Annotated in this window: 11 protein-coding genes and 1 pseudogene; 6 read left to right on the forward strand and 6 right to left on the reverse strand. The window is 40.6% G+C overall.

Features of this window, described 5'->3' with window-relative positions; genetic code table 11:
• Positions 1-90: 90 nt before the first annotated feature.
• The gene (locus IPJ86_08870) at positions 91-690 is read right to left on the reverse strand and encodes an ATP-binding protein (protein ID MBK7887399.1); all 600 of its coding nucleotides are present in this window, start codon (positions 688-690) and stop codon (positions 91-93) included.
• Entirely contained in the window at positions 687-1268 is a 582-nt protein-coding gene (locus IPJ86_08875; protein ID MBK7887400.1) for a nicotinamide mononucleotide transporter, read from the reverse strand. Before IPJ86_08875 ends, IPJ86_08870 begins: the two co-directional genes overlap by 4 nt.
• Positions 1269-1503: 235 nt before the next feature.
• Between IPJ86_08875 and IPJ86_08880 the strand changes: the two genes are divergently transcribed.
• Positions 1504-2439 (forward strand): helix-turn-helix transcriptional regulator, encoded by a 936-nt coding sequence (locus IPJ86_08880; protein MBK7887401.1) that lies wholly within the window; start codon positions 1504-1506, stop codon positions 2437-2439.
• Positions 2440-2582: 143 nt separating this feature from the next.
• On the forward strand, positions 2583-4535 hold the full coding sequence (locus IPJ86_08885; protein MBK7887402.1) for a S9 family peptidase: 1953 nt from the start codon (positions 2583-2585) through the stop codon (positions 4533-4535).
• 80 nt (positions 4536-4615) lie between these two features.
• Here IPJ86_08885 and IPJ86_08890 read toward each other — a convergent pair.
• Both IPJ86_08890 and IPJ86_08895 read right to left on the reverse strand, forming a co-directional pair.
• Positions 4616-5355, reverse strand: a pseudogene (locus tag IPJ86_08890) (geranylgeranylglyceryl/heptaprenylglyceryl phosphate synthase).
• On the reverse strand, positions 5356-5925 hold the full coding sequence (locus IPJ86_08895) for a 4'-phosphopantetheinyl transferase superfamily protein (GenBank protein MBK7887403.1): 570 nt from the start codon (positions 5923-5925) through the stop codon (positions 5356-5358). It abuts the pseudogene before it with no gap.
• Positions 5926-6091: 166 nt separating this feature from the next.
• On the opposite strand from IPJ86_08895, the gene IPJ86_08900 reads away from it, so the two are divergent.
• Positions 6092-7411 carry an adenosylhomocysteinase gene (locus IPJ86_08900; protein ID MBK7887404.1) on the forward strand — a complete coding sequence of 440 codons (1320 nt, stop codon included), beginning with the start codon at positions 6092-6094 and terminating at the stop codon, positions 7409-7411.
• Positions 7412-7574: 163 nt separating this feature from the next.
• Here the strand turns inward: IPJ86_08900 and IPJ86_08905 are convergent, their stop codons facing one another.
• Positions 7575-8015, reverse strand: a complete 441-nt coding sequence (locus tag IPJ86_08905; GenBank protein ID MBK7887405.1) for a hypothetical protein — start codon at positions 8013-8015, stop codon at positions 7575-7577.
• A 74-nt stretch (positions 8016-8089) separates the two neighbouring features.
• On the opposite strand from IPJ86_08905, the gene IPJ86_08910 reads away from it, so the two are divergent.
• Both IPJ86_08910 and IPJ86_08915 read left to right on the forward strand, forming a co-directional pair.
• On the forward strand, positions 8090-8497 hold the full coding sequence (locus IPJ86_08910) for a hypothetical protein (GenBank protein ID MBK7887406.1): 408 nt from the start codon (positions 8090-8092) through the stop codon (positions 8495-8497).
• A 94-nt stretch (positions 8498-8591) separates the two neighbouring features.
• Positions 8592-8894, forward strand: a complete 303-nt coding sequence (locus IPJ86_08915) for a hypothetical protein (protein ID MBK7887407.1) — start codon at positions 8592-8594, stop codon at positions 8892-8894.
• A 2-nt stretch (positions 8895-8896) separates the two neighbouring features.
• On the opposite strand, the gene smc is transcribed toward IPJ86_08915, so the two are convergent.
• Positions 8897-12454, reverse strand: coding sequence for a chromosome segregation protein SMC (gene smc, locus IPJ86_08920; GenBank protein ID MBK7887408.1), 3558 nt, complete (start codon positions 12452-12454; stop codon positions 8897-8899).
• A gap of 203 nt (positions 12455-12657) precedes the next feature.
• Here smc and IPJ86_08925 point away from each other — a divergent pair, with 203 nt between their 5' ends.
• Positions 12658-13134, forward strand: a complete 477-nt coding sequence (locus IPJ86_08925; protein ID MBK7887409.1) for a hypothetical protein — start codon at positions 12658-12660, stop codon at positions 13132-13134.
• Positions 13135-13256: the final 122 nt, after the last annotated feature.

Consider the following 13256-nt stretch of genomic DNA (forward strand, 5'->3'; position numbering starts at 1 on the left):
CCTGTTGATTTATAGGCTACTCAATTACTTCTGAAGGTGCTAATTAGTAGGACCTATCGTTGCAACTCCTAAGGTCCCCGTCACCGAACGTTAAAAGTTTAAGTTCACCCAATTCCCATTCCCATCGGTGTCTTCAGAATTGCGTTTATCGGAATTGACGGTATAATGCCTTTGCTTCAGGAAGGTTGTAGTCAGATGAATAGCGCGGTTTGTTCTTTCCTTATCACTTCCAAAAACGATATGAAATGGCCGGTTTGAACGGAGCAAATAGCGATAGTACACGGTAAATAATTCCTTCCGTTTATCAGGGTGTTCCCGCAACGGATCTTGTTCCCAGGGGAGATCAATGTCGGTCAATAAAAACAGATCATACGATCGGCTTTTTTCTTCTGCAATAATCCAATCGTCACAGCTTTGATACTTAAACTCGCTCCAGATTTTGATCACCATTAACGTCGTATCACAAATTAAGAGTGGGGGATCTGAAGCAAGGAGCCGGTCTTCCGCTTCGCATTGCAATGTGGCTATCTTTTTTAAATCATCATATCCGTAATCGGGCCCGTTTTTCTCCAGATAATCTCTTGCTACTTCAGGTACATACGGGGCGTTGAAATGCCGGCTCAGATCCAGGGCCAGAGCAGATTTGCCCGTGCTCTCAGGACCTACTATTGCTATTTTAACTGTTGTCATGGATGTGGAGAAGCAGGTTGTGATTTTAATTCTTTATTCCATTGATACAAACCGAAAAAGGATAGAATAAGATATACACTAAAAAGGATGACGTAGAGTTGAAGGTCTTTATGATAGTAGATGGCGATGTACACCAGATTCACACCCATCCACAGTAACCAGTTCTCGATTTTTTTTCGCGCTACAAGATATTGAGCCACAAATGCCGCCGAAGTAGCCAGACTATCCGCCCAGGGGAAAATAGCAGCAGTGAGCCTGATGAGCAATCCCCCAAGGAGTAAGGTAGAGAGAAGAATGAGCACGGAGTATCCCGCCATTTCTTTTATTGAAAGACGACTTACACGAAGCGTTTCATTCATACTTCCCTTTCGTTTCCAATTGTACCATCCGTAGAGCAGTAAAGTGATATACATGATTTGCTGAATGGCATCAGCATATAAATGTTGTTCGTAAAAAATAACCATTGACAGGCTCACATTGATCAATCCGACCGGAAAACACCAGACTTTTTGACGCATCGTCAGCCAGATTCCTGTAATGCCGGTAATAAATGCTATGAGTTCCAGGTTTTCTTCCATCTTCCAGATTCGTCTGCAAACTTAAGATCTTCAAAGCCACGTTTTTTTTGAATGGGAGAATAATAATCGATAACCCCTATTTGTATTTTAATCAGATTGGGAAATATATTAAGCTGTAAGTAGCTGAAAAACAATAAGTATGCAACTTGAACTATTCTAAGAATTGTATTATCTCAAGGATGTGCTTGCTTTGTATTGTTCCGAAAGTTAAATTTGTTTTGAATTAGCAGGCTACATGACCCCTCAGGACGCTTTTAACCGGATTATCGAATCGCTGCAGGTGAAGTATTACAGAGCTGCTATCCGTGAAGTGCTGAAGCCGGTAGAGTTGAATGGTTCCATCGAGCCACGCAATATTTTGGTGCAAGTGAAATCCGGTAGTTTTTATGGAGAACGGGATTTCACAAAAATCGAAAAGGGTTATTTTTATTTTATGCCGGTAGGTTCGCCTATCTATTTCAGGCATGGAAAGAGTACTAAATACCCTGCATTTGGAAAGGAAGGGTTCGCCTCTCCTGAATTACGGGAGCAATATGTGAAATCGAGATTGCTGCGGGAGGGCTATGATGATTCCAAAGATATCTTTACCATTGCCGGATTCGATGTTCATATTTATGGTGCCATTCCTTTTTTTTCTATACTGGAACTGCCCTGTTTTGTAATACCCTATGATGAAGAGATGAGTTATTTAATGGAAGCATTAGTCAGTGAAGAGGAAAATAAAAGATTAGGAAGAGAAAGACTGCAACGCAATCTGGCCGAAGAATTGGTGGTACATATTTGCAGATATATTTCCAATAAGCCACAGTACGAAAAGAACTTTGAAAAAATAAATTATCTGCTGGATAAACGATTGGTGAATATCATTCAGTACATCCAGTCTAATCTGGGAGGTGATTTGTCGAACCAGACCATTGCGCAACTGGCTTATGTTTCCAAGGATTATATCGGACAATTTTTTAAAACCATGACCAATGCTAATCTTCAGGATTATATCGAAAATCAACGTTTGGAAAAAGCGCATTATCTGTTACGCACTACAAAGGATAATGTGCAGGAGATCGCGCATAATATAGGTTTCAAGGATCCCGCTTATTTTAGCAGGAGGTTTAAGATGAAATTCAATAAGAATGCGAACCAGATCCGGAAGGAAAGCATAATTACCATTTAACGATATATGAAGTAAAGCTGGTTAATGCGGTTTTTTAGAAGTACTGTGTAAGTTTTTAAGTTGGTCGGTAGAATAATAAGAAATGTCGATTTTTTTCCGGAGCTATTGTGTTTTTGCTTAAACTCGCAGTATAAATCTCATCCATGAAAAAATTTCTATTGTCCGCTCCGGCACTTTTATTTGCCGTCATTGTTTATGCTCAAACCCCGCAAACACAAATCTTACAAGCAGGGGATAATCTTATTGTAGATGGTGTAGCTCCGGTTCCACTTTCATTGGTGTCAGAATTGAATCGTTATACCAATGTCCGTGGAGCAGGTTTTGCCGATTGGCATCCTGTTAAACGAGAGATGCTCATGTCAACCCGTTTTGGGAATACCAGCCAGTTGCATCATCTAAAAATGCCTTTGGGTGCACGAACGCAAATCACTTTTTTTGATGAGCCCGTTGGAAATGCAACCTTCGAACCGAATCAAGGAAAGTATTTTCTGTTTTCCCGCGATGCCGGTGGAAATGAATTCGCACAGTTGTATCGGTACGATATGGGTGATGGTAATATCACCTTGCTTACCGATGGAAAACGTTCTCAGAATGGTGGCATTGTTTGGAATACAAAAGGGGATCGTGTCGCCTATGCTTCCACAAAAAGAAATGGTGCCGATCGTGATATTTATATGATGGATCCCTTAAATCCTTCAACGGAAAAATTAATTTTTGAAGCAAAGGGTGGAGGTTTCGGAATGAATGACTGGGCACCTGATGATAATAGCGTCATCATTGGTGAAGGAATCTCTGTGAATGAAAGTCGTCTATGGTTGATCGATTTGAAAACAGGAACGCAAAAGAGATTATCTCCTGAAACAAAGGATCAGGCTGTTTTTGGCGGAGCAGTTTACCTACCCGACGGAAAGAGTATTTATCTCACCACCGACATGGATAATGAATTCGAATACCTGGCGAAAATGGATATTGCCACAGGCAAGATAAAAGCAATTACTAAAGCCATTCCCTGGGAAATCTCTAACTATGATCTCTCTAAAGATGGAACCAAAATGATTTTCAGTACCAATGAAGCCGGCTTATCGAAAGTGTACTTGTTAAATACTCTTACCGATACCTATGAATTGATGAAGGAAATTTCCGATGGATTGATTGGTGGATTTGCCTTTCACAATAACGGAGAGGATGTTGTTTTCAATTATTCCAATGCAACTTCTTCAGGTGATATTTATGTGTTTAATCTGAAGTCAAGAAAATTTGAACGTTGGACAGAAAGTGAATTGGGCGGTTTGGTGGCATCACAGCTTAATGATGCAAAGCTTGTTAAATGGAAGAGTTTTGACGGACAGGAAATCTCCGGATTTTATTATAAGGCAGCGACTAAATTTACAGGAAAGCGACCCGTCATTATTATGATTCACGGTGGGCCGGAAGGACAGTCTTTACCTAATTTTCTCGGACGTAATAATTATTTTCTCAATGAACTTGGTGTTTCGATCATCTTTCCGAATGTGCGTGGAAGTACCGGTTATGGAAAGTCATTCGTAAAATTGGATAACGGTTACCTGCGCGAAAATTCAGTAAAAGATATCGGTGCCTTACTCGATTGGATAGCGGTGCAACCTGACCTTGATGCTTCACGTGTGATGACTATGGGTGGAAGTTACGGTGGATATATGGCCCTTGCCTGTGCAGTGCATTTCAGCGATCGCCTTAAATGTTCCAATGATATCGTGGGTATCTCCAATTTCAATACGTTCTTAAAAAATACGGAAAGCTATCGCCGCGATCTACGACGTGTAGAATACGGTGATGAACAAAATCCGGAGATGTATGCCTTCCTCGAAAAAATTTCTCCTCTGACCAATGTGACAAAAATTAAAATCCCTATGTTCATTGTACAGGGCGGAAATGATCCGCGTGTTCCCCGGACAGAGGCTGTGCAAATGGCAGAGGCGTTAAAGAAAAATAATATACCGGTCTGGTATCTCGAGGCCAAAGATGAAGGACATGGATTCAGGAAAAAGACGAATAGTGACTACCAGTTTTATTCGACGATTTTATTTGTGAAGAAATATCTGCTGAATCAGGAGTAGTATTACCTTAGTGGCATAGCGTTAGTTCTTCCGGGTTAAAAGTAAATGTCGAAACCAGGAAAATTGACGCAGGTATTTTCTCAACTCACTTTATTGCGTGTAGCTGCAATTTCGTGAATGAGATCAGGATGGGATTCAAATTGATTCCCCACAACAACAATATCCGCTCCGGCCCTGTAGATTTCTTCTGCTTTTTCGGACGTGCGAATGCCGCCACCTACAATCAATGGGATATTGATTTCTCGTTTGATGGCTTTGATCATTTCGACAGGCACAGGGTGTTTGGCACCGGATCCGGCTTCTGCGAAAATCAATTTCATGCCCATTTGTTCTCCGGCTAAAGCGGTGGTCGCAGCAATGTCGGGCTGATCAACCGGAATAGGAGCTACACCGCTTACATATTGAACAGTGGTCATGTTTCCGCCATCGATGAGTAAATAACCTGTAGGGAGAATCTCAATTTCGGCGGCTTTCAGTCGTTTGGCTGCAAGAACATGCTGGCCGATGAGGAGATCAGGGTTGCGGCCGGAAATCAGACTAAGCAAAAGAATCGCGTCGGCATGTTCATCTACCTGCTGATGATTCCCTGGAAAGATGACAATGGGAATATCACACCTCTTTTTAAGCGATGCAATAGTTCGGGCAATATCTCCTTGTGTGATGAGACTTCCACCTACAAAAAGAAATCGACAGCCGCCTCCGTCGCATTTTTGCAAATCCTGTTCAGATGGGCTTCTCCCACTTTGTCGGGATCAACAAGGACCGACAACAAACGTCGTCCGTTATTCATCGCCTCCTGAATCTGTTGGTAAATCATCATCTAAATGTTTCTCTCGCTTTCAATTGCAATAGTATGAACTAGCAGCACATCCTCCAAATTAATGAACCGATATTCAAATGTCCTCAGCAGATTATCCTTTTTATAGGTTGCCCATCCCCTTCCACTAACATCATCAATAAATGAAGGTTTATTCACTTCCAATTGTTCCTTAAATAGGATTCCGCCACCACCTATGTTTTTGAATAGAGCTTCCTTGACACTCCAGATGAGGCCGATGTCGTTTAAAGGATTTTTTGTATCTAACCACTTCTTTTCGATCTCATTAATAAATCTCGGAGCCACCTTAAGCAACCGTTGACTAATTTCTTCCAAATCAAGTCCGCAGGGGTGCAAAGGATGGTACAGAAGTCCTGCATATTTCGTGGTATGGGAGATAGAAATAAATCCCGGAAAATCCTTTGGTGCTGGCTTTCCCAGTTCATCATATTGAATATCAATTATATGTCCATCGCCTAGCTGTTGGGTGAGTATGGAGATGGCCATTTTTTGAAGCTGCCGCTGGGGATGTTTATAGCGAATCAAAATTTCATTAAAATCTTCTTTTCGCACAAACTTTTCTAAGGCTTCCTTCGTTTCAGTGAGGTGCCAAATCCAGATATGTGCTCCGGAAGGCATAAGTTGATTAAAACTCAGGGGCATTTATATTAACAATTATAGAACCGCAAGGTATTGTTTCCTGACGAGAGAAACGTACCTTTGCACAAAATTTCTAAAAATGATGAAAACGCAAACAGCGCAGTATGTAAAATTTAAGGTAAAGGACATGTCCTTAGCCGAATGGGGTCGTAAGGAAATCAGACTTGCCGAAGATGAAATGCCGGGTTTAATGTCACTCCGTACGGAATACGGAAAGCAAAAGCCGTTGAAAGGTGCACGAATCGCGGGTTGTCTCCACATGACTATCCAAACTGCTGTTCTTATTGAAACGTTAGTGGAACTGGGCGCGGAAGTGACCTGGTCTTCTTGTAATATTTTTTCAACGCAGGATCACGCTGCTGCGGCCATTGCTGCTGCCGGTATTTCGGTTTATGCCTGGAAAGGGATGAATGCTGAAGAATTTGACTGGTGCATTGAGCAAACATTGTTCTTTGGTGAAGACAAGAAGCCTTTGAATATGATTCTTGATGATGGTGGTGATCTCACCAATATGGTGTTGGATAAATTTCCTGAGTTAATTTCCGGAATCAAAGGTCTGTCCGAAGAGACCACTACAGGTGTTCACCGCTTGTATGAGCGTATGAAGAATGGCACGCTGCCAATGCCTGCTATAAATATCAACGACTCTGTAACAAAATCTAAATTTGATAATAAGTACGGTTGCCGTGAATCACTGGTTGATGCATTGCGTCGTGCAACCGATTTAATGCTTGCCGGAAAAGTGGCTGTTGTCGCCGGTTTTGGTGATGTAGGTAAAGGTTCTGCAGAGTCATTGAAGGATGCTAAAGTTCGTACTATAGTTACTGAAATTGACCCGATTTGCGCGTTGCAGGCGGCTATGGAAGGCTATGAAGTAAAGAAAATGCTGAATGCCGTGAAAGAAGCGGATATCATCGTTACAGCTACCGGGAATTATAATATCATCACTGAAGAACATTTCCGTGCTATGAAACACAATGCTGTGGTTTGTAATATCGGTCACTTCGATAATGAAATTGATATGGCCTGGTTGAATACCAATTATGGTCACACCAAAGAAACCATTAAGCCTCAGGTAGATAAGTATACTATCGATGGAAAAGATATCATTATTCTGGCGGAAGGTCGTTTGGTAAATCTGGGTTGTGCAATGGGTCACCCTAGTTTTGTAATGTCCAATTCATTTACCAATCAAACATTGGCTCAGTTAGAACTCTGGACGAATACCGGTGCATATGAGAATAAAGTATACACCCTGCCGAAACATCTCGATGAAAAGGTTGCGCGTTTACACCTTTCAAAGATTGGTGTTGATATCGACATTCTTTCTGAAAAGCAAGCGGATTATATTGGCGTGAAAGTACAGGGCCCTTATAAACTGGATACCTATCGCTATTAATTACAAAACCCTATACAGTGAAAAAAAGGTCGTTGAAAAACGGCCTTTTTTTTTCGCCTTGCTGGTTCAATTCGCGTCTTTAGAAATTTATATGAAAAAGATATAAAATTGATATAAAAAAGATATAGAATTGATATAAGTGTTTGAAATTAAGTATATTACCTCAATTGTAAATATGGAGTATATTGTTACTTAAGAGCTGAGTCCTGTATTGTAATAAAGGCTGGCCGGCAGGACCATTGACAATTGATCCATCCAGCAAACTGAATTTACTGCCACATATAGAGTCAATAGCAAAAATGTCATTGGTGATTCCTTCCACAATGGAAGCTGAAACATTGGGGTCGAAGGTGCAGGTGCGCTCATAAGCAGCAAATTCCGTATTGGATTTCCGAACAACAATTATTCCCTTGTTTCCGGCATAATTATAATAAACCCAGTTGTTTATAGCGTTTAAATTGAAGTATTCAGGTAAGTTGAGGTTCAGGTATTCATCCACTGCAACGGTAGGAACCCTGTCATTGTTCTTTTTGCAGGCGGTTGAACTGAGGAAAAGGAATAGACTTATCACCCATAGCGGAAACATATTCACGGAATTCTTCATGATTCTTTTTAATTATTATTTGTATTTTTGAATGAAATATACATATATTTGATCGTTAATTGAAACTCCAAAACATGAAAAAGCAACTATTCTCTCTGATCTTCTCTCTTGTGATGATCTTACCAATTGGATTAATGGCCCAATCCGATAAACTTGTCAAAGGCAAGCGTGGTGGATATATCGTTGGTGGTGAGCAACAAGTCTATTTCGAAATTGTTGATGATGGTAGCAAAGTTAATTTTTATCCTTGTGATATGAACGGAGAATCGTTGAAAGTAATGCCTGAAATGGCAGATATTACGATTGTTGCTATAGAAACGACCAAACAGCATTTCGAAAAAGACGTAAGAATTAATAATGGTGCTTTTACAGTAGTTCCACCCCGGGATTATCCACTTTATCTCTATAGTATTAGCTATACCTTTAACGATCAGCAACACGCTGTAAAGTTCAGAGCACCTGATGCTCCTCAACCACGTTAAGGTTTTCTCAAATATTCTTTAAAACCCTGTTAGAAAGACAGGGTTTTTTATTTAATGCAAGTATCGTTTCTGTGTATGTTTGCGTTATATAAAGATGAAAAGCTTCCTTCGGATCTTATTATTCGTTTTGATATTGCCTGTCGCCTTTGCCACAGCGCAATCTGATGGCAGTGCCCGTAAGAAGCAAAAGCAAGCCGAAAAGGCAAAGCAGGAGCAAATAAAAAAGCAAATGAAGGCTGATGAAATCGGTCGCAAGCGTCATTTGAAATTGCAGTCGAAGGATGTGAAGAAGCGTTGGAAGAAAAATAAGCGTAAGTATAAGCATGTTGATTCTTTCGATCGCCGCCCGAATTTCTGGCAACGTATTTTTCCACGTAAGCGACCTGAGAATCGTTAGTGCTAATCAGCGTATGCCCGCATATCAACAGGAACTACAGTAGTTACTCCCGGTTCCGCCATAGTGATACCATACATGATATCCGTTGCAGCCATCGTCTTCTTATTATGCGTGATGATAATAAACTGTGATTCGTGGCTGAAGGTCTTGATGATGTTGTTGAACTTTTCAATGTTGTTGTCATCCAACGGAGCATCTACCTCATCGAAGATACAGAAGGGGGCCGGTTTCAAGAGATAGATACCAAATAACAAAGCCGTTGCCGTTAGTGTTTTTTCTCCTCCGGATAGCTGGTGAATACTCAATGGTTTTTTGCCTTTCGGTTGTGCGATAATTTGAATGTCGGTTTCCAGCGGATTGGAGGACTCTGAAAGGATCAGATCGCAATTGTCATCATCGGTGAATAGAGAACGGAATACTCTGATAAAATTAGCACGTACTTGTGTAAAGGCTTCCATAAATACCGTCTTGGCGGTTTCATCAATCTCATTGATCGTTTTTAACAAGGCTTCTTTCGCGTTGAGGAGATCCGTTTTTTCATTGATGATAAAATCATAGCGTTCCTTAATTTCCTTGTATTGCTCTAATGCCATAGGATTGATAGGCCCAAACTCATTTACGCGTTTTCGTAATTGTTCGGCTCTTGGTCGCATCTCCTCTTCGTTAAATTCAGGGTCGGGTTCCTGATCGGATAAATCCTGTATATCGATGTTGAATTCAATGTTCAACCTTTCCTTCAGCGTATGCATCTGCAACTTCAATTCATTCAGTTCATCGTGGACTTGCTGCAAACCATTATCTGCCTGTTCTTTTTGTCTCCTTAATTCATGCAGCTTTTTTTCTTCCGCTTCAATAGCACTACGTGATTGTGTATATTCTGTTTCGGTTTCTTTATAGGCGGTTTCAAAAGATACTTTTTCTTCGAGCATGAGCTTAAAGGCTTCGCTGTTGTTTTCAAGTCCTCCGATGAGTTGGTCCGTCTGGGATTTTACAGTATCAAGATCAACTGCATATTGCTCCTTGTTTTTACGAAGTGATTGGGCCTGATTTGTCTTGTAGCCAATATCACGAATGATATTTTGAATGCGGTTCTGCTGTTGTAACAACACAATATTTTGCTGATTGAAAAGCTGCGATTTTTCACCGGATTCTCTTTGCAAAGTTTGGGTGAGGTCTTGCTGTAAATTCAATTGCTGTACGAGTTTTTCTAATCGTTCGCGCAGCAGGGTAGGACTCAATTCAGGATTTGATTGTTCTTCCAGTAATAATTTTTCTATGGCGCCGGCTTCCTCATCCAATCGTTCACTGTTTTTCCTTGATTGCTCTAAATTATTCGACAAGAAATCACGGTTACTCTGCAAGGTATTTACCTGTCCGTTTAAACGGATAAAGTCATTTTCCTGTCGGTTAATTTGCTGTTGAGTCTCTTGTGTGTTGTGTTTGATATCAGCCAATTCCTGTTCAGCATGTTTCACCTGATCACGGTATTGTTCAATAATGAGTTCCTGCTGTTTCAGTTCTTCCGCGAGTTTCTCCAGATTTCGAAACTTCCCTGTGCGTTTTCCATCAAACAAACCGACTGATCCGCCCCCGACAGCATATTTCTGACGCAGGAAATGTCCGCTCTGTGAAATAATAACAACAGATTGATCCCCTTCGAAGGGATAATCCTGCAGTGAACGATCTTTATCCAACACTTGCACATGTCCGAGAAGGAAATGAAAAAGCCCATCGTATTTATGATTTCGCTCGATGGCATTCATCGCGGGAGTGCATCCTTCCAGAGAAGCTACTGATCCGGATTTAAAATGTTGAAGTGTTTCTAATACAAAGAAGTGCGCTCTTCCTTTTGCGGATTCATTCAGCGTTTGTAATGCCGCCCAGGCTTCCGCCATAGTGTCCACCACAAAATGATTCAGGTAAGGATCCAGGAAATTTTCTATTGCTAATTTAAAGGGTTCCTCACAAACAATGATTTCACTCAGCAAGGGTGCTTCTTTAAAACGCTGATGGTTTTTCTTTAAATAGCGAATGGATTCAGGATAACCTTCCATCTGCTCCAGCAAATTTTTCGTTAATTGATATTCGTTATGTCGGGCATCAAGTTTTCTTGATTCTGCTTGCAAGACCTGATTGAGTTCTTTCAACCTCGTTTCGGAGAGTTTTAAATTCTCGTCCAACTCAAGGCGCAATTGTTTCAGGCGTTTTAATTCCTGATCCGCTTTTTCTTTATCCGGCTGTATGGCTGCAATTTCCTGCTCTAAGTTTATTAATTTCTCTGCATGTTCTGCTTGCTGATCCTGATGTCTTTTTACTTCATCTTTTATGGATTGAAAACGCGATTGTTTCACCGCCTGTTTTGTTTCGAACTCATTGATCATGGTTCGTAACTGATACGTCTGTTGATTGAGTTCACGAATACTAACCTGTGAAGCTTCATAGGCAGATTTACTTTGTTCGGATTCCGCTTTGAGTTTACTAACGGTGTCTTCCAGCTGACGCAGATGTTCTTCTTCGCGGATTTTTTCATCCTGGAGTTCAAGCAGGTTGTTCTGAATTTCTACAAGGGATTTATCATCCTGCTCCGTTTGCAATTGCAATTGCTTTTGTTTTTCAACAAGGAAGTTCAGCCGCTCATTTCTGTTTTTCTCTTCGTTCTCAAATCGTGTTATTTCAATAAGCTTTTCATTCAGTGCTTTTTGAACGGCCTGAAAATGTTTTTCTTTATCGGAAGCCGTCGTCTTTGAATTTTGAAGCGATAGTTCCAGTTTTTCCAACTCCTCCTGCAAGGCCCCTTTCATAGTCAGTTGCTCTTGTTCCTTTTTCTGAAAATCGATAAGTGCACCGCTTTGATGTCTTATGCTATATAGAGCAAGTTGAGTACTTATGGTTCGGTATTCTTCTCTGATTCGGTAATAGCGATCCGTCTTCTTGGCTTGAGACTCCAGTTGCTTCAAACTTTTTTCTATTTCAAAAAGAAGGTCGTTCACCCGGTTCAGATCTCCATCCGTTTCTTCCAGCTTTTGAAAAGTTTGTCGCTTCCTTATTTTATATTTGGAAATACCGGCAGCTTCTTCCAGCAATGTTTTGATGGTATTGTTCCTGTCTTTTAAAATATCATCTACCATATTTAGCTCTATGATAGCATAAGAGTCAGGTCCGATACCTGTATCAAGAAAAAGATCGTTAATATCTTTTAGTCGGCAGGTAAGCCCATTCAATAAGTACTCCGATTCACCCGAACGATAGAGTCTGCGTGTAATAGATACATTGGTATATTCTGTAGGAAGAATGCCTTTATTATTTTCAAATGTCAGACTTACCTCTGCCAGATTTGACGGCTTACGTTGCTTCGTCCCGTTAAAGATGATATTCTCCATCTTTTCACTTCGGAGCAGCCGCGTTTTCTGCTCCCCCAATACCCAGCGCATCGCATCTACAACATTTGATTTTCCGGAGCCATTTGGACCTACAATGGCGGTGACTCCCTCATCGAAGTGAATAATTACTTTGTCGCCAAAGCTTTTAAATCCTTTAATTTCAAGTGACTTTAATCTCATCTTACTTTATCTCAGATTAAGAAAAGAAAGTTTCCCGTGCATACCTCGGAAACCTGCTTATTCATGGTTTAATGCGCATGGAATACAAAGAGAGATCCTTCACCTTCAAGTGGAAGTTTCCGGATTTTCGTTGAAATTTCAGTATTTACGCAATGCAAATGTAAAAAACAGGACCTTCTGATACCAGCATGACAATACTTGTGTTGAAAAGTGTTTATTTTGAGCCCATGGAAATAAAGACTCTCTTTTATGTTGCGATCGGAATCATCTGGCTCCTTTCAACATTTCTTGAAGCAAACAAGAAATCCAGGGAAACTAACAAACGGGCTGAGGGTCCGGTTATTGTTCCGAACGAAAACAGGGGGCCGGTGCAAAGGCCGGTGGTAAATCTCCCAAGGCAAAAGCAGGTTCGACAACCAAATATGAGTAGAAATGTGCCCCAATCCATCAAAAAAAGTGAAGGGGATGGAAAAGTTGTTAATTACGAGAACTATTTTTCAAAAAGAAAGCCATTATTTAGTGAAGAGACTGTAATGCAGGAAGTTCAAATTCTTGACCATCACGAAGAGCACAGAAATTCAATAGGTTCCGATATCTCAGAAGAAATCCGGAATGGAACTTTTAACTGGAAGCGGGCAGTGGTAATCAATGAGTTATTAAAACACCAGCATTTCCGGTGAAAAAAAATAATGTTGAAAACTTGGAACCATTTGAAAGCGGATTTTGAAATTCAAATCAATTGTTTCTATTTTTAACCCCACCCTAATAATTAACCTAACATTAACACTGATTAAGCTACAAA

The organism is Bacteroidota bacterium (genome assembly GCA_016713925.1).
In the GTDB taxonomy this organism is placed as follows: domain Bacteria; phylum Bacteroidota; class Bacteroidia; order AKYH767-A; family OLB10; genus JAJTFW01.